This is a genomic window from Actinomadura rugatobispora, assembly GCF_055379765.1.
Map to the genome: position 1 here is coordinate 4,998,959 of NZ_AP029191.1, position 17,291 is coordinate 5,016,249.

13 protein-coding genes and 1 pseudogene are annotated in these 17,291 nt (G+C 70.3%); 8 read left to right on the forward strand and 6 right to left on the reverse strand.

Translation table 11 applies throughout. From position 1 onward, the window contains the following. Positions 1-11: 11 nt before the first annotated feature. Positions 12-845: an MBL fold metallo-hydrolase gene (locus ACZ466_RS22115; protein ID WP_378280676.1), complete on the forward strand. Its 834-nt coding sequence runs from the start codon at positions 12-14 to the stop codon at positions 843-845. Between the two features lie 260 nt (positions 846-1,105). On the opposite strand, the gene ACZ466_RS22120 is transcribed toward ACZ466_RS22115, so the two are convergent. Further along, positions 1,106-1,792, reverse strand: coding sequence for a Crp/Fnr family transcriptional regulator (locus tag ACZ466_RS22120; RefSeq protein WP_344594623.1), 687 nt, complete (start codon positions 1,790-1,792; stop codon positions 1,106-1,108). Positions 1,793-1,930: 138 nt separating this feature from the next. Here ACZ466_RS22120 and nth point away from each other — a divergent pair, with 138 nt between their 5' ends. The 3 genes from nth (at position 1,931) to ACZ466_RS22135 (ending at position 4,940) form a co-directional block, all read left to right on the forward strand. Next, on the forward strand, positions 1,931-2,656 hold the full coding sequence (gene nth, locus ACZ466_RS22125; RefSeq protein ID WP_464043920.1) for an endonuclease III: 726 nt from the start codon (positions 1,931-1,933) through the stop codon (positions 2,654-2,656). 242 nt (positions 2,657-2,898) lie between these two features. Then, the gene (locus ACZ466_RS22130; protein ID WP_378280678.1) at positions 2,899-3,480 is read left to right on the forward strand and encodes an NUDIX hydrolase; all 582 of its coding nucleotides are present in this window, start codon (positions 2,899-2,901) and stop codon (positions 3,478-3,480) included. Between the two features lie 263 nt (positions 3,481-3,743). Continuing rightward, positions 3,744-4,940 (forward strand): MarP family serine protease, encoded by a 1,197-nt coding sequence (locus tag ACZ466_RS22135; RefSeq protein WP_378280679.1) that lies wholly within the window; start codon positions 3,744-3,746, stop codon positions 4,938-4,940. A 76-nt stretch (positions 4,941-5,016) separates the two neighbouring features. On the opposite strand, the gene ACZ466_RS22140 is transcribed toward ACZ466_RS22135, so the two are convergent. The 5 genes and pseudogenes from ACZ466_RS22140 to acs all read right to left on the reverse strand — a co-directional run bounded on the left by ACZ466_RS22140 (position 5,017) and on the right by acs (position 10,049). Continuing rightward, positions 5,017-5,391 (reverse strand): DUF309 domain-containing protein, encoded by a 375-nt coding sequence (locus ACZ466_RS22140; RefSeq protein WP_378280680.1) that lies wholly within the window; start codon positions 5,389-5,391, stop codon positions 5,017-5,019. A 154-nt stretch (positions 5,392-5,545) separates the two neighbouring features. Beyond that, a complete protein-coding gene (locus ACZ466_RS22145; protein ID WP_378280681.1) occupies positions 5,546-6,469 on the reverse strand; it encodes an alpha/beta fold hydrolase in 924 nt (307 codons plus the stop codon). A 5-nt stretch (positions 6,470-6,474) separates the two neighbouring features. Further along, positions 6,475-6,906 (reverse strand): phage holin family protein, encoded by a 432-nt coding sequence (locus tag ACZ466_RS22150; protein ID WP_378280682.1) that lies wholly within the window; start codon positions 6,904-6,906, stop codon positions 6,475-6,477. A 460-nt stretch (positions 6,907-7,366) separates the two neighbouring features. Further along, positions 7,367-7,810, reverse strand: a pseudogene (locus tag ACZ466_RS22155) (Na+/H+ antiporter NhaA); the annotation flags it as partial. Between the two features lie 271 nt (positions 7,811-8,081). Further along, positions 8,082-10,049, reverse strand: coding sequence for an acetate--CoA ligase (gene acs, locus ACZ466_RS22160; protein ID WP_378280683.1), 1,968 nt, complete (start codon positions 10,047-10,049; stop codon positions 8,082-8,084). Between the two features lie 244 nt (positions 10,050-10,293). Between acs and ACZ466_RS22165 the strand changes: the two genes are divergently transcribed. The 4 genes from ACZ466_RS22165 (at position 10,294) to ACZ466_RS22180 (ending at position 17,039) form a co-directional block, all read left to right on the forward strand. After that, complete coding sequence (locus ACZ466_RS22165; RefSeq protein ID WP_378280689.1) at positions 10,294-11,097, forward strand: Fic family protein; 804 nt, start codon at positions 10,294-10,296, stop codon at positions 11,095-11,097. A gap of 1,444 nt (positions 11,098-12,541) precedes the next feature. Beyond that, entirely contained in the window at positions 12,542-13,624 is a 1,083-nt protein-coding gene (ssd, locus tag ACZ466_RS22170) for a septum site-determining protein Ssd (protein WP_378280684.1), read from the forward strand. Positions 13,625-14,685: 1,061 nt separating this feature from the next. Next, complete coding sequence (locus ACZ466_RS22175) at positions 14,686-15,846, forward strand: TadA family conjugal transfer-associated ATPase (RefSeq protein WP_378284883.1); 1,161 nt, start codon at positions 14,686-14,688, stop codon at positions 15,844-15,846. 323 nt (positions 15,847-16,169) lie between these two features. Continuing rightward, positions 16,170-17,039, forward strand: coding sequence for a type II secretion system F family protein (locus tag ACZ466_RS22180; RefSeq protein ID WP_378284959.1), 870 nt, complete (start codon positions 16,170-16,172; stop codon positions 17,037-17,039). Positions 17,040-17,291: the final 252 nt, after the last annotated feature.

The window sequence follows — 17,291 nt, forward strand, 5'->3', positions numbered from 1 at the left end:
GGATGGGGCAGATGAGCGAGATCGACGGGATGGGCACGGAACGGGCGACCTGCTGGCTGGCGCCCAATCCGTCCGCGATGACGCTGGACGGCACCAACACCTGGGTCATCGGCGAGCCCGGCGCGGAGGAGGTCGTGGTCATCGACCCCGGCCCCAAGGACGGCGTCCACCTCAGGCGGGTCGTGGACGGGATCACGGCACAGGGCCGCCGGGTCGGGCTGGTGCTGCTCACGCACGGGCATCCCGATCATTCGGCGGGCGCGGTGAAGTTCGCCGGCCTCGCCGCGGCCGCGGCCGCCGCCGCTCCCGGTGCTCCCGGCGGGACGCGGGCCGGCACCGTCCCCGTGCGGGCGCTGGACCCGCGCCACCGGCTCGGTGACGAAGGTCTGGCCGAGGGTGACGTGGTCGTCACCGGCGGCGTGGAGCTGCAGGTGATGGAGACGCCGGGGCATTCCGACGACTCGCTGACGTTCTACCTGCCCGCCGACCGCGCCGTCCTGACCGGGGACACCGTGCTCGGGTACGGCACGACCGTCCTCGAAGGCGGTCTCGGCGACTACATGAGCTCTCTGGACAGGCTGCGGAAGTTCTCCGAGGACGTCGAGGCCGTCACGATCCTCCCCGGACACGGCCCCAAGCTCGACGACCCGATCGGCGCGCTCGACCACTACATCAACCACAGGCGCGAGCGGCTCGCCCAGGTGGAGGCGGCGGTCGCGGCCGGGGCCCGCACCGCCAAGGAGGTGGTCGCGCGCGTCTACGCGGACGTGGACAAGTCCCTCTGGCCGGCCGCCGAGTGGTCCGTCCAGTCCCAGCTCGACTACCTCAACGAACGACGCCCCTGACCTTCCGCGCTCCGGTGTACGGCCGCCCGCCTGCCCGTGCTCGTGGGGCGCCGAGCACCGGGCTGTGTTCCAGCGAGCGCGGCATCGCTTCGCGACCTGGCGGGTGACGTTCGCCCACCGCCCAGGTGACGCGCACGCGCTCGCGCGTACGGCGAGACAGGCCCTGGGCGCCTGGGAGCAACGCGCGTTCGGGCGACGTGCACCGGACGCCCAGGGGTCGGGAGGGACGTCCAGAGTGGCCGGAGTGTCTGCGGAGGCGGTTACTTGGAGCGCTTGCGGAGCCTTTCGATGTCGAGGATCACCACGGCCCGCGCCTCGATCCGCAGCCAGTTGCGCTGCGCGAAGTCGGCCAGGGCCTTGTTCACGGTCTCCCGCGACGCGCCGACGAGCTGCGCCAGCTCCTCCTGGGTGAGGTCGTGGTGGACGTGCAATCCGGCTTCCGACGGCTGGCCGAACCGCTCGGCCAGGTCGAGCAGCTGCTTGGCGACCCGCCCGGGGACGTCGGTGAAGACCAGGTCGGCCATCACGTCGTTGGTCCGCCGCAGCCGCTGCGCCAGCGCCCGCAGCAACTGGACCGCCACCTCCGGGTGACCGGTCAGCCACGGCCGCAGATCGTCATGGCCCAGCCCGGCCAGCCGGCACTCGGTCACCGCGATCGCGCTGGCCGTACGGGGCCGCGGGTCGAACAGCGAAAGCTCACCGAACATCTCGCTCGGGCCGAGGACGCTCAGGAGGTTCTCCCGGCCGTCCGGCGCGGCCCGGGTCAGCTTGATCTTCCCGTCGAGGACGACGTACAACCGGTCGCCCGTCTCCCCTTCGTTGAAGAGCGTCTGGCCGCGCGCCAGCCGCACCTCCGTCACATTGGCGCGCAGCGCCTTGGCGCCCTGCTCGTCGAGTGCCTCGAAGAGCGGGGCCCTGCTCAATACGTCCACGTCGCGGTCGGTCACGCTTCTCCTCCTAAACACCTACATACATAGTGTGACGTACGTCCCACCGCGTACGAAGGTAGGGTCCGCGGCGCGCCGAACGCGGGGGCCAGAGGACGTACCCTTGCCCACGTGCCTCGCAACGGTAGTCCCGCCCCCGTGACGGCGCCCCGCAAGCCCCGGCTTCGGGTGGAGACGCGCCTCGCCCTGGTCCGCCGTGCCCGGCGGATCAACCGCGAGCTCGCCGCGCTCTACCCCGACGCACACTGCGAGCTGGACTTCACCAGTCCGCTTGAGCTGCTGGTCGCCACGATCCTGTCCGCCCAGTGTACGGACCGCCGGGTGAACGCGGTCACACCGGCTCTCTTCACCCGGTACCGGACCGCCGAGGACTACGCCGCCGCGGACCGCGAGGAACTCGAACGACTGATCCAGTCGACCGGATTCTTCCGGGCCAAGGCCAACAATATTATGAAACTAGGGCATGACCTGTGCGAACGCCATGAGGGTGAGGTTCCGGGAACCCTTGAGGCGCTCGTGAAGCTGCCCGGCGTGGGCCGCAAGACCGCCAACGTGGTGCTCGGCAACGCCTTCGACGTCCCGGGGATCACCGTCGACACCCACTTCGGCCGGTTGGCCCGGCGTTTCGGCTGGACGACCGAGACCGATCCGGTCAAGGTCGAGCACGAGATAGGTGCCCTGATCCCCCGCAAGGACTGGACGATCCTGTCGCATCGGCTGATCTGGCACGGCCGCCGGATCTGCCACGCGCGCCGTCCCGCCTGCGGCGCCTGCCCGCTGGCCAGGCTGTGCCCGTCGTTCGGCGAGGGCCCCACCGACGCGGCCACGGCGGGCAAGCTCGTCAAGGAGGGCCCGTTCTCGTGACCCTGCGATGCGGGTGACCGGCACCGGACGCACCGGACGCACCAGGAAGGGGCGGCCAGGGCCGGGCGGGGCTTGCGTGAGGCCCGCTTCGGAGGGCGAAGGGGCTGGAAGGGGAGCTGTGTGAATTTCGTGGGAAGTAACCGTGTCGTCCTGGGGTTGGGTCAAGAGTGACCGACCTCCCTCAGTGCCCGCCTTGGCTCGACCGATTCCGTGCGCAAGCCCCCCACATGACGGTGCCGCCAATGCTGGAGCCGGTGAACGGCGCGCGCGCGGCGGCGGTGCTCATCCTGTTCGGGGAGGGGCCGGAGGGGCCTGACGTCCTCCTGACGGAGCGTGCCGCCACGCTCGCGGCGCACGCGGGCCAGCCCGCGTTCCCCGGGGGCCGTATCGACCCCGAGGACGACGGACCGGTCGGGGCGGCCCTGCGCGAGGCCTGGGAGGAGGCCGGGGTGGAGCCGTCGGGCGTGGACGTCCTGACGTCCCTCCCCGAGCTCTACCTGTCCCGCAGCAGGCACCGCGTGACGCCGGTGGCGGCCTGGTGGCGCGAGCCGTCCGACATCGCGCCCGGTCATCCCGGCGAGGTCGCGACCGTGGCCCGGGTGCCGATCGCCGAACTCGTCGACCCGGCGAACCGCCTGACCGTGCGGCACCCGTCCGGACTCACCCTGGGCCCGGCCTTCCGCGTACGGGAGATGCTCGTGTGGGGATTCACGGCCGGGCTTCTCATCCAGGTGCTCGACGCGGGCGGCTGGAACCGTCCCTGGAACGTCGACCACGTCGAGGACCTCCCGTCCGAAGTCCTCAACCTGGCCGCCCGCGAGTAACCCGCACCGCCCTGCGCTGCGAGCGGCGGTTGGGCGGGGGCGTGGGCCAGGCGTGTCGCGGCTTCCGGTTCGGGCGGGACGCGTGCGCCGTCCCCGCGGCGGGCGCATGTCCATGATCGGCCGGTAACCGTGCGATGACCGGCGAACTCGCCGACTTGGCGCACGGTGACGGCTTCGCATCACACCGCACGACTACGTGAGTCCGCCCAATCTGGTACACCGAGGCGACGTGCACACGGGGCCGGGCGCTATACGGTGAAGCGGTGCTGGGCGACCACCTTCTTGACCTGATACTGCTCGTGCTCCTCGTGCTGTTCGGGGTCTCGGGGTACCGGCAGGGCTTCATCGTGAGCCTGCTGAGCTTCGGAGGCTTCGTCGGCGGCGGCGTGGTGGGCGTCCTCATCGCCCCGCCGATCGCCGAGGCGGCCGTGGACGGCGCCGCGCAGCAGGCGCTGCTGGCGATCGTCGTCGCGTTCCTGTCCGCCACCCTCGGTCAGCTGATCGCCTCCTCGGTGGGGGCCGTCCTGCGCAACCGGGTCACCGGCGACAACGCCCGCGCCGCCGACGCCGCCGGCGGCGCGGTGGTCAGCGCCCTGTCCCTGCTGATCGTCGCCTGGTTCTTCGGCACCCTGGTCGCCAACTCCGAGTTCCGGCCGGTGCGCACCCAGGTCAAGGCCTCCACGATCATCAACGGCATCAACGACCTGATGCCCGGGCAGGCCGAGACGTGGTTCGCCTCGTTTCAGGGATTCGTGAAGAGCAGCGACTTCCCGCAGGTCTTCAACGGCCTCGGCGGCGAGTCGGTGGTGGAGGTGCCGCCGCCGAACGACGCGATCCTCGACACCCGGGCGCTGCGCGAGGCCAAGCGCAGCATCGTCAAGGTGGTCAGCACCGCGCCGCAGTGCCAGCGCAAGATCGAGGGCACCGGGTTCGTGTACGCGCCGGAGCGCGTGATGACCAACGCGCACGTGGTGGCGGGCGCCCGCGGCCAGTCGGTCATCGCGTCGCTGAGCGGGGCGCGCGACCGCGGCCGGGTCGTCCTGTACGACCCCAAGCGCGACATCGCCGTCCTGCACGTGCCGGGCCTGCAGGCGCCGCCGCTGAGATTCGCCGGGCCCGCCCGGGTGCGGGACGACGCCATCATCGCGGGCTTCCCCAAGAACCACCCGTTCACCGCGAGCGCCGCCCGGGTCCGCGCGCGGCAGACCGCCAAGGGCCCCGACATCTACCACGCCGGCCAGGTCAGCCGGGAGATCTATGCCATCCGCGGCACGGTCGAGCCGGGCAACTCCGGCGGCCCGCTCCTCGCCCGCGACGGCAGCGTCTACGGCGTCATCTTCGCCGCGGCCCTGGACGCCCCGGCGACGGGCTACGCGCTGACCGCCGAGGAGGTCGCCCCGGACGCCCGCGCCGGTGCCGCCGCCACCACGCCTGTGTCGACCCAGACCTGCTCCGACTGAACTCGCCCCTCCCCGGGGGCAACTCTCGGCCAGTGGGCGGGCCTGTCGTCCTCCTGGCCGCCCCGGCGGTGTTCGGTCAGCCGTGCGCGAGGCGGAGCCGGAGGTGGACGGGGATGTCTGAGCCCTGTGCGGCCTGCTCGGCGGTGCGCCGGGCTTCGGCGGCGATGCCCGGGACGTCGATGCCGTGGGGAACGTCGGCGGTTCCGTAGGTCTCGATACGGTCTGCCGCTCGTTCCAGGAGGGCCCTGGCTCCGCGCGGATTGCCCCTGCGTACGTGCGTGATTCCCACCGCGACCTGGGCCAGCCCACGCCACAGCTCCCGTTCGGCCTCCGGTGCGGACTTCCAGGCCGCTTCCAGGACCTCGTGCGCATGGAAGGGTCTGTCGGCGTCCAGGAGGCGCTGAGCCTCCTCCAGGGCCTCCACGGGGGTCACGGCCAGGTCGTCGGGCATCGTCGGTGTTCCGGTGGCGCCCCGGGGGAGAGGGCGGCCGTACGCGTCGCGCGGCCGAGCGTTACGCGGCCGTCCCGCTTCGTCCCGATCCCGCATGAACCCATTGTCACCCCTCCGCGTGAGCTCTCGGAGTGGGCGGCTCCAGGCCGGCCTCTCAGCCTGCGGTCTCCGGGTCCTTCATCCAGCCGAGCAGTTGGGCGTCGAAAGCGCGCGGGCGTTCCTGGTGGGGGAAGTGGCCGGCGCCGTCGATGAGCTTCCAGCGGTACGGTGCGGCCACGTACCGGCCCGACCCCTGGGCGCTGGCGGGGAGCGTGCACGGGTCCAGGGAACCGTGCAGCTGCAGGGTCGGCACCTGGATCGGGGTACGCATGCGGTGCGCGTACCGGATGCCGTCAGGGCGCGGCTGGGAACGCACGAACCACCGGTGGTACTCCATCGCGCAGTGAACCGTGCCGGGGATCTGCATGGCCCGCCGTACGAGACTCTCGGTGCGCTCATCAGGCCATCCGGGCCCGGACCACGCGTGGAGAAGCCGCCCCACGAGCGCGGCGTCGTCCCGTATGAGACGGCGCTCGGGCCACATGGGCAGCTGGTAGCCGAACGTGTGCCGTGCGGCCCAGCCCTGACCGCGCGGATCGCTCCGTATGGCCTGCCGCAACCGGAGGGGATGGGGCGCGCTCACCACGGAGAGACGCTGGACGACCTTGGGGTGGTAGACCGCCATGGTCCAGGCCAGAAGCCCGCCCCAGTCGTGCCCGACGACGGTGGCGTTCGCCTCGCCCAGGGCCCGGACGAGCCCCGCGGCGTCCCCTGCCAGGGTCACCAGGTCGTATCCACGGGGAGGCTTGTCGCTCCCCCCGTACCCCCGCAGGTCCACGGCGACGGCCCGATAGCCGGCGGCGGACAACGAGACCAGTTGGTTGTGCCACGACCACCAGAACTCCGGGAAGCCGTGCAGCAGCAGCACGAGGGGGCCCTCACCCGCCTCCGCGACGTGAAAGCGCGTCCCCCCGGCGCTGATCGCCCGGTGGGTCCAGGGGCCGTCGACTTCGACGATCGACGCGTCGTGCCGGGGCATCGTCCTCAGTCCGTCAGTGCGGGGGTGTCCGCATCGCCGCGCTTGCGCAGCATGGTCAGGTCGTCCTTCAGCGTCTTGCGGGTCCGGCTGGCTCCGTCGATCTTCTTGATCCGGAAGTAGCCGATCAGCAGCAGCAGCGCCGCCAGCAGCAAGTACGCCCCGGCGACGATCAGGAACGCCGCCCAGTGCCAGATGCCCAGCGCGACCAGCCCGTAGGCGGCGGCGATCGACAGCAGGATCACGATCAGCCCGGCGATCAGCCCGGCGATGCTGAACATGACCCCGCCCCACGCGGCCTTCTTGGCGTCGGCCTTGAGCTCCAGCTTGGCCAGGTCGATCTCCGCTCTGACCAGGTCGGAGACGTTGCTCGACGCCAGCGCGACCAGCTCGCCGAGGGACTTGTCCTCGATGCGCTCGTCCGGCAGTGCCTCGGACATTTCGCTCTCTCCTTCCAGGGCCCCGGCCTTCAGGACGGGCCTCACAGCCTGTCAGCCGGGCGATCGGTCGGGCCACCCGGTAGTGCCATCGGTGATCCGGATGTGTCAAGACGCACAACCCTTCACACCAGCCCGTCGAGCCTCCAGGACACCATGAACACGCCCCGTCCCAAGAACGAGCCACAGGCGCCCAGAGTCCCCAGCGCGCAACCCGCGAGCCCTCAGGCCGCACCCCCAAACCTCAGGAAGCGACCCTCCAGCCTCAGGGCCGCGACCCTGCAGCTCAGGGCCGCGACCCTCCAGCTCAGGCCGCGACCTCGAACCTCAGGCCGCGACCCCGAGCCTCAGGAAGCGACCCCCGAGCCTCAGGCCGCGACCCTCGAACCTCAGGCCGCACCCTTCCACCCTCGAGACGCACTCCCCGAGCCTCAGGACGTCCCCCAGGCCCAGGACGCCTCCCTCAAGCCTCAGGGCATGCTCCCGAGCCCCTCTGGGACGTGGGTTCCGCCGGTGCACCCGCCTCCGGAAGACGACGGTGGCGGTCACAAACGCGAGCGGACGGGCTGCCGCTCTCGATCGGGACCGCTGTTGTCACTCTCTCGAATTGTGCGGGGTCGGTATAGGTCAAACCGCCGATCAGCAGCGAAATGGTGAAACCCGTCCGGCAAGCATCCCGACCCCGGTGATTCCCGCCGATGCGGTTCCGCCCCAGCGTGACCGGCCCGGCCCTGCGGGAAGCCAACGCCCCGCCGAAGACGCCCACGAACTTACCGATCATCAACCCGGCGAACACAAACAGGGTCACCAGGTGGACGAACACCCTCTTGGCCCCGCGCTCTCCAACGCCACAGCAAGCGGGCCTGAACGCTTGAACCGGGCGCACAGAACACCGGCGAAAAGGCTCTGCCGTATGGCGGGGCGCTCCTGTTCGGCATTCGGCAGACTCCGCCCCACCCTCGCCCTAGGAGAGCCAGCGCGCTCCAAGGTGAACCCGGCATGTTCCACAGGCCAGGGCCCAAAGCCGAGTACCCCGGGTCGCGCACTACGCGACCCGGGGTACTCCTCCTCACCTACGCCCCACGCAACACACGACTGGAGCCGCGTAGAACTACCGAGGCACGGCGCGGCGAAGCGGTGCGCCCGCTAGGCGGGCCGCCGGGCGGGCCACCGGAGCGTCAGTCCTCGGACTTGGCGCTGGGCAGCTTCTCGGAGATCAGGTCCATCACCGTGCTGTCGGCCAGCGTGGTGACGTCCCCGATGCTGCGGTTCTCGGCGACGTCCCGCAGCAGCCGGCGCATGATCTTCCCGGACCGCGTCTTCGGCAGCTCCGGAACGATCATGATCTGCCGGGGCTTGGCGATCGGGCCCAGCTTCTTGGCGACATGGTCGCGGAGCTCCTTGAGGAACTCCTCGCCCTCCACGTCCTCGCCGGCGCTGCCCCGCGGGATCACGAAGGACACGATGGCCTGCCCGGTCACCGGGTCCGTCGCGCCCACCACCGCTGCCTCGGCCACCTTCGGATGCGACACCAGCGCCGACTCCACCTCCGTGGTGGAGATGTTGTGGCCCGACACCAGCATGACGTCGTCCACCCGGCCCAGCAGCCAGAAGTCCCCGTCGTCGTCCTTCTTGGCCCCGTCGCCGGCGAAGTACATGCCCTCGAACCGCGACCAGTAGGTCTTGACGAACCGCTCGTCGTCGCCCCAGATGGTGCGCAGCATCGACGGCCACGGCTCCTTGACCACCAGGAACCCGCCGCCGCCGTTCGGCACCGACTGCCCCTGGTCGTCCACCACGTCCGCGACCACGCCGGGCAGCGGGGTCATCGCCGCGCCCGGCTTGCCGGAGGTCACCCCGGGCAGCGGGCTGATCATGATGGCGCCGGTCTCGGTCTGCCACCACGTGTCGACCACCGGGGTGCGTCCCGCGCCGATGTGGTCGCGGTACCAGATGTAGGCCTCGGGGTTGATCGGCTCGCCGACGCTGCCCAGCACCCGCAGCGACGACAGGTCGAACCCGGCCGGGATCTCGTCGCCCCACTTCATGCACGTCCGGATCGCGGTGGGCGCGGTGTAGAAGATCGTCACCTTGTACTTCTGGATGACCTCCCACCAGCGGCCCCGGTGCGGGGTGTCGGGGGTGCCCTCGTAGATGACGCTGGTCGCGCCGTTGGCCAGCGGCCCGTACACGATGTACGAGTGGCCCGTCACCCAGCCGATGTCGGCCGAGCACCAGTAGACGTCGGTCTCCGGCTTGAGGTCGAACACCGCGTGGTGGGTGTAGGCCACCTGCGTCAGGTAGCCCCCCGTCGTGTGCAGGATGCCCTTGGGCTTACCCGTCGTACCGGACGTGTACAGGATGTAGAGCGGGTGCTCCGCGTCGTGCGCCTCGGCGGTGTGCTCCTCGCTCTGCCGCTCGACGAGGTCGCTCCACCACACGTCCCGGGAGTTCTCCGCGACCTCCTCGCCGGTACGCCGCACCACCAGGACATGCTCGATGGACGGGGTGTCCTCGACGGCCTCGTCCACGATCGACTTCAGCGCCGACGGCTTGCCGCGCCGGTAGCCTCCGTCCGCCGTGACGACCACCTTGGCCTCGGCGTCGTTGATGCGGGTCCGGAGCGCGTCCGCGGAGAAACCGCCGAACACCACCGAGTGGGTGGCGCCGATGCGCGCGCACGCGAGCATCGAGATCGGCAGCTCCGGAATCATCGGGAGGTAGATGGCGACGCGGTCGCCCTTCCGCACGCCCAGTTCCAGCAGGGCGTTGGCCGCCTTGTTCACCTCCCGCTGCAGGTCCGCGTAGGTGAGGGTACGGCTGTCGCCGGGCTCGCCCTCCCAGTGGAAGGCCACCTTGGCGCCCTTGCCGGCCTCCACGTGCCTGTCCACGCAGTTGTACGCGACGTTCAGCTCGCCGCCCACATACCACTTGGCGAACGGGGGGTTGCTCCAGTCGAGGACCTCGTCCCAGGGCTTGGCCCACGACAGCCGCTCCGCCTGCCGGGCCCAGAAGGCGAGCCGGTCGGAGGCGGCCTCGTCGTACACGTCGGCCTGGACGTTCGCGGACGCGGCGAGGTCGGCCGGAGGTGGGAAGCGCCTCGTCTCCTGCAACAGGTTGGAAAGTGTCTCTTGGCTCTGACTCAACGCGTACTCCTTGCTTGCGAGAGGAAGGCGCCCGGTGAGCCCCACTTCACCAGGGACGGTGCCGACCCACAAGTCCTTCCCGGCTGCACGGCCGGACGCCCGGCGCTTCTAGCCCCGGATCGGACGTAGACGAAGGGCCGTCGCGTCCAAGTCGCACCCGGAATCAGCCACCCCTACCCGGGGAAGGCATCCATACACGTGTGCGGGGGTGGGAACAGAGCGCTGTGCCCCACCACGTAGGGTCATCCCCGTGACCGAAGCCGACGCCCTCGCCCACGTGGCGAATCTGCCTGGAGTGGCCGACGCCGTGGACGACGCCCGTACCGCGGTGGACAGGCTGCTAGGACATCGCATCCTGCGACGCCGCAGCGCAGAGGTCTCCACCGAATCCGCGCTGCGCGGTGCCCGGGCCTCCGCCGTCCTGGAAGGGGCCACGGTCACTCTGGACGAGCTGCGAGGAGAGGAAAGCCCCAAGGACCCCATCGTCCAGGGGGCACTGAGGGTCTCCGCCGAACTCGGAACCCTCTCCGATACCTGGCGCCAGGCCCCTCGCCAAGTCCTGGCCCGCCTCCACGTACTGGCGGCCGCGGACGTCGTCGAGAGTTCCGAACTGGGCCGTCCACGCTCCGAAGACCAACCGGCCAGGGACATCCTCGGCCTGGAGGCCCCTCCGGCCCCTGCGGAAGTGGCAGGACGCCTGGACATGCTCAGCGGTCTGCTGACCAACCCCACCAAGGCCCCCGCCCTTGTGGTGGCCGCCGTCGTGCACGGCGAACTCCTGAGCCTCCGTCCCTTCGGCTGGGGGGACGGCATCATCGCGCGCGCCGCGGAGCGTCTCACCCTCGTCTCCAGGGGGCTGGACCCCAAGTCCTTGACCGCCCCTGAGATCGGTCACGCGGAGCTGTCCGAGGGCTATGCCAAGGCCCTGCACGGCTACATCACGGGTACCCCCGAGGGCGTGGCCGGCTGGATCCGCCACTGCGCGGACTCGGTCGCCGCGGCCGCCCGCGACTCCCAGGCCATCTGCGAAGCCTTCCAACGCGGCTAGCCCGAACCGCCCCTGACGCGGCCGCGATTGATCCATATCGGTCAAGGCGGTCGAATGGGAATTCAGAGAGCCCAGGGAGGCGACGCCGCGTCCATCGGGGGCGGCGGCCCAAGGGCGCGCACCCAAATCCCAAGGCGCCCGCACGGGCCTGATCGCCTGCTCAGGCACGGAGCAACCGGCGCCTTGACTCGCCACGACAGGCGCCAGGTCTGCGTGCGCTCGCCGTCATCACGGGCTTGCCAGATGGTAAGTATCGAACGCGCTGCCTTCACGACATCAAGGTGATACGCGAATGTGATGAAGGGGTCGTCCGCATAGCGAACGGCGCCCCTCGCTCTGGGGCGCCGTCGCCGGTCACGTCACACCGGGTTACCAAGCGTGCACCTCATATCCGTCGCATCGGGTCAAGCCCGTCACGACGCGCCTCCCGCGGCTGGTCGCGCGTGGGTGCCCGGCTGCCGTGCCCGGACACTTGGTCCGTAGTTCCTGTGTACGCCCCCTTTGCCCTGTTGACAAGCCCCTATTCGGAAAATGTGCGCGCCCGAAAGGGGGGACCTCATGAACCACCGCGCCCCCGTGTGCACCTCAGCCGCACTGGCCGCCGTACCTTTCGGGAGGTATCGGTGCTTCTCCGGCACATCGGCGATTCGATCACGCAGTGTGATCGATTCTTTATGTCGGTGATCTCGTGCCGTGCCGGAAGGATCTTTAGATCTGCTGTACGCTCCCACTCTCGTCCAGGGCTTTCCTCGCCGGATCCCCCGGCGTGGGCGGCGAACGACCGGCGGCGTCGCCCCACTCCCAGAGTGGGATCATCTCGACCAGGTGCGAAAAAACGTGACCTGTCGGACGACTTTGCGGCTCGACGGAAGTCTCGACGATCGGGCAGCATATGTTGTATCTGCCTAGACTGTAGGCAACGACTTTGCCTCGCCTATAGATCAAACTGGCGATCGGCTTAGCGTGATCTCTCCTGAGACTTTCTTGGGAAAACGGGCCGGCTCTACCCCCCCGGAGCCGGACCGTTAGGCGACCCCCGCTATCCCCCCCGGCGGGGGTCGCCCTGTCGTGAGTGGTCGGGGGGCGGCCCGCCTACCAGCGGATCCGCCCCCCGGCCGCACGTCCCAAGTCGGTGGCCCACCCTCTCCGAGGGCCGCCCGGCCGCCTCGAAGGCGCCTTCCGCGGGACCGACCCCGCGGAAGGCGCGCGAGCCGTCACGAACGCTGACCGCCACGACGCGCCGGGCCGATGGCGCCGGGGACTGCCGCGCGCCGGCGCAGCCGGGCCCGGGGCGTACGCACAGCCGGATACCTCAACCCTCGCAAAAGCCGCATTTTCGCAGGTCGGCACCCCTCCCACGAAGTTATCCACAGTTCGCGGAAGGTCTTTCGCCGCCCCTCGCCGCCGGCGCATGGTGGATACCTCCGACACCCAGGGAGGCAGGATGACCATCGCTGCGATGATCGCGACCGATGACCCCTCGCTCACCGACGACCTGCTGCGGCTCGCCGCCGCCGCGGACGCCCGGATAGAACTCGTCCACGACGCCGACCGGGCCCGCCAGGGCTGGCACTGGCCCTCGCTCATCCTCGTCGGCAACGATCTCGCCGACGCGATAGCGGCGGAAGCACCCGAACGCCGGCAGGGCGTCGTCGTGGTCACCAACGACCCGGACACCGAGCAGGTCTACCGAAGAGCCGTCAAGGTCGGCGCCCAGGACGTCGCCTGCCTGCCCGGCGACGAGTCATGGATCATCGACGCCATGGCCGCCGCCTCGGAACCCGAGGGCCAGGGGGCACTGGTCTGCGTCCTCGGAGCCACGGGCGGTATCGGCGCCAGCGTCCTCTCCGCCGCGCTCGGGCTCACCGCCGCGAACCGCGGCCTGCGCACGCTCCTCGTCGACGCCGACCCGTACGGCGGCGGCATCGACCTGGTCGTGGGAATCGAAGAGCAGCCGGGAGCCCGCTGGCCCGACTTCGCCGCCCGCTCCGGCCGCCTGAGCGCGCTCACCCTCTACGAAGCGCTTCCCCGTCTGGGCGACCTCTCGGTGCTCTCCTGCCGGCGCGGCACCCTGACCACCGTCAACAGCGAAGCGGCCCCATCCCTGATCGACGCCGCCGTACGCGCCTTCGACCTGGTGATCGTCGACGTCCCCCGCTACCAGGGCGAGATCGGCCGGGCGGCCCTGCGCGCCGCCGACACCACCCTCGTCCTCGTCCCGGCCGAGGTCCGCGCGACCTTGGCGGCCGACACCCAGGTCGCCGCCCTGCGCGACGACTCCACCAACATGAAGGTGATCGTCCGCGCTCCCGGCCCCGGTGACGTCACCCCCGAGGTGGTGGCCGACGCCCTCGCCCTGCCGCTCGCCGGCCTCTTGGAATGCGACCGCAAGCTCACTCGCACCCTCGAGACAGGTGATCTGGAACGAGCCCTACGACGCGGCCCCCTCGCCGACCTGTGCGCCCACCTCCTGCCCACTCTCCACCCGCAACTGCAGGAGCCACACGAAGAACCCCAAGCCGCCTAACCCGCCAGCCACCCCAAAGTCCCCACTCCTGCGGTCAACCCATGCCGCCGCGACACGACCCGTGCCACCTGGTATCCCGCAATGACCAACGCTCCCTGCCTCCCTAGCCTCGACACCCCACGAGCACCTGATCAACACTCGTGCACTTCACCGCTGGCACAACTCATGAACCACACCGTTGATCCGCCTCGTCACCTGCGCACCTAACAGTCGCTTATCCCACCGTCCAGGCTCCCTACAGTCCGCATGCACATGACCGCCGTGCACCTCACCATGTGCCGTACCCCACCCACGCGCCGCCTGCCCGAACGCCCGACCTCACCACCTACACCGCCTGTCCGAGTGAACCCCCGCACATAGGACGGTCCCTGTGCTCCCACCGTCCGCGTGCTCCCACCGTCCGCGTGCTCCCACCGTCCGCGTGCTCCCACCGTCCGCGTGCTCCCACCGTCCGCGTGCTCCCACCGTCCGCGTGCTCCCACCGTCCGCGTGCTCCCACCGTCCGCGTGCTCCCACCGTCCGCGTGCTCCCACCGTCCGCGTGCTCCCACCGTCCGCGTGCTCCCACCGTCCGGACTGCTCGGTGCCCATGCATCTCAACGTCCGCGTCAACTCAAGACCCGCACACATGACCGCCGTGCTCCTCATCACGGGCCGTACCCCACCCACGCGCCGCCTGCCCGAACGCCCGACCTCACCACGTACACCGCCTGTCCGAGTGGTCCCCCGCGCATATGACAGGCCCTGTTGCTCCTACCGCCCATGCTCCTCACCGTCCGCGTGCTCCTGACCGTCCACCCACCTCGCCGCTCGCCCACCTCGCTGTCTGCACTCCTCGACTCCCCTCAACGTCCGCGCATCGACCGTTCGCGTGCACCTGAGCGCGAACCTCACCGGCACATATCTCCTCTATCCACGCATCTCTCCGTTCGGGCACCTGACGTCGGCGCATCTCAGCATCCGCAGTCCTCACCGTCCGGACTTCTCAACTCAGCACCCGCACCCCTCACCTATTCCTCACCGTCCGCGCATCGACGAGGCCCCAAGGGAGCAGCAAGCATCGTGAACCGTCTCTCCGACGCTGTACGCGACCGGCTCGCCGGTAGTGGCGCCGAGCCGACCACAGGGTGGGTCGCCACTGCGGTACGGGCCGAAGAACGACTGCTGGGCGACCGGGAGGTTCTGGCGCTGGCCGACCAGTTACAGGCCGAGTTCGTCGGGGCGGGTCCCCTGGAACCGTTGCTGCGCTCGCCGCACGTCACCGACGTCCTCGTCAACGGACCGGGCGAGGTCTGGATCGACGCGGGGGACGGCCTGACGCGCACGTCGACCCGTTTCCCGGACGAGGCCACCCTCCGCCGCCTGGCACAACGATTGACCGCCGCGGCCGGTCGCCGACTCGACGACGCGTCCCCTTACGCCGACGCCCGCCTCCCAGGAGGCATCCGCCTGCACGCCGTGCTGCCTCCGATCGCCCCGAACGGCACGTGCCTGTCCCTGCGCCTGCCGCGCCGGCGCGCGTTCACGCTCGACGAACTGGTGGACGTCGGCACGGTCCCACCCGCCGGTGCCGAGTTGCTGGCGGCTCTCGTGGTGGCACGGGCGGCTTTTCTCATCACGGGAGGCACCGGAACCGGCAAGACGACTCTCCTGAGCTGCCTGCTGTCGATCGCGGACCCTGCCGAGCGGCTCGTCCTGGTGGAGGACTCCTCCGAGCTGAAGCCGGATCACCCGCACGTCGTACGGCTGGAAGCCCGGCCACCGAATGTGGAGGGGGCGGGCGGCGTGACGCTGGACGACCTCGTGCGCCAAGCCCTGCGCATGCGTCCTGACCGGCTCGTCGTCGGCGAGGTGAGGGGCGTCGAGGTCATAACTCTGCTGAACGCCCTCAACACGGGTCATGAAGGCGGCTGCGGCACGTTGCACGCCAACACGGCCGCCGATGTACCGGCGCGCCTGGAAGCCCTCGCCTGTGCCGCCGGGCTCAGCCGTGAGGCCGTCCACAGCCAGCTTGCCGCCGCCTTGGAGATCGTCGTCCATCTAACCCGCGAGTCCCCCAAGAAGCCAAGACGGGTCGCCGAAGTGTGCCTGCTCCGCCGCGCACCGGACGGGCTGGTCGGCGTGGTCCCCGCCGTCTCGTTCACCCCGTCGGGCGAGACGGTACTGGCGCCAGGCGCCACCACACTGGCCGCCCGCCTCGACAACCTATGGAAGCCACCCTGACCTCGAGCAACGACAAGCCTGCACCTCGCCCCGGCGCCCGCGAGTGACAGCAACCCGCCACGTGACCCCACAACCAAGAGCAGGAGGATGCGATGGAGTCGGCCTGGCTTGCGTCGTGCTGCGCCGCCGTGCTCGCATGGCTGCTTCTCCCATCGACCACGGCCAGCCAACGACTGGGGCACCTGCTCAATCTCCAGAGCACTCCCATGCCGAGCAGGGCCGAGCGGCTCGTGCAAGACGTTGCGTCCCGCTATGAGCGCGTCCGTGAACGGAGCCGGAGACGCCAACGATGGCGTGAGGCGGCCATCGAACTCTGCGACGGGATGGCCTCCGAACTCGCGGCCGGACGGTCGCCCGACGAAGCGTTCAAGATAACCGCGGCACTCCTGGATCCGCGCATCGCCACGGAGCTGCTAGGCGAGCCACAGTTTCCTGAACAGCTCGCACGCGCTCCCCAAGGCCTCAACCCCCATGCACCATCCCCCACCCAGCTTGCTCAAGCCAATCGGCCTCCGCGCGTCGGCGCACGGCAGCCGGCGGAACCGATACCGCTCTCGGCATCGGCACCCGCCCTCCCCGACCGACGAGCCTCGGGCGCCAGGGCTCCGGAGCTGCACGGCGGCCTTCCGCCTCCCGCCCGCTGGCGTCCCGGACGCAGCAGGCCCCGGCGCCACCAAAAGCCAACCGACCAGTGGCGGCAGCCACCGCCGGAGTACGGCGCTATCAGCAGCAGGCCCAACCAGCCCCTCGACGCCGACCAGCCACGTGCGGACCACCCCCAGCAGCTGGTCGCGCATACAGCCATAGGTCCACCGATCGACCGCTTGGAGAGACTGGCCGCAAACCATGGCGCAGAAGGTCTCCGAATGCTGGCGGTGAGCTGGCGTATCGGTGCCGAAAGAGGCGGCACGCTGGCCACCGTCCTGGACGGTCTGGCCACGGCGCTTCGGGACGAGGAGACACAACGCCAGGAAGTCACCACCCAACTCGCCGGCCCGCGCGCCACCGCACGGTTGCTGGCTGTGCTGCCGCTACTCGGCCTGGGAATGGCCGCCGCACTCGGCTCCAATCCTGTGTCCTTCCTCCTCGGAACAGCTCCCGGCTTCGGCTGCCTGTGCGCAGGACTGGCGTTGAACCTGGTCGGGTTCTGGTGGACACACCGGCTGGCCCGAGCAGCAGAGGAACTCCGGTGACGCCGCAGCGCCCATGGAGGCATACATGCTGATCCTGATAGCCGTACTGTGCAGCGCCGCGTGCGGATTCCTTCTCACTCAGGCGCCCCTCCGCACGCCCCGCAGGCTGACCCGCCAACTCACACCGAACCCGCCACCCTCCAAAAGCTGGCGCCTGTCTCCCCTGCGACATCGGGGTCGGGCCACACGACCCGTCCAACACCTCCACCACGCCGAAAAGCGTGCGAACGACGGCCCGTTCCTTTCACTGCC

Coding starts and splice junctions, on each gene's coding strand:
- ACZ466_RS22115 (WP_378280676.1), top strand. CDS start 12: ATGAGCGAGATCGACGGGATGGGCACGGAACGGGCGACCTGCTGGCTG.
- ACZ466_RS22130 (WP_378280678.1), top strand. CDS start 2,899: ATGCTGGAGCCGGTGAACGGCGCGCGCGCGGCGGCGGTGCTCATCCTG.
- ACZ466_RS22140 (WP_378280680.1), bottom strand. CDS start 5,391: ATGCCCGACGACCTGGCCGTGACCCCCGTGGAGGCCCTGGAGGAGGCT.
- ACZ466_RS22145 (WP_378280681.1), bottom strand. CDS start 6,469: ATGCCCCGGCACGACGCGTCGATCGTCGAAGTCGACGGCCCCTGGACC.
- ACZ466_RS22150 (WP_378280682.1), bottom strand. CDS start 6,906: ATGTCCGAGGCACTGCCGGACGAGCGCATCGAGGACAAGTCCCTCGGC.
- ssd (WP_378280684.1), top strand. CDS start 12,542: ATGACCATCGCTGCGATGATCGCGACCGATGACCCCTCGCTCACCGAC.
- ACZ466_RS22180 (WP_378284959.1), top strand. CDS start 16,170: ATGGCCTCCGAACTCGCGGCCGGACGGTCGCCCGACGAAGCGTTCAAG.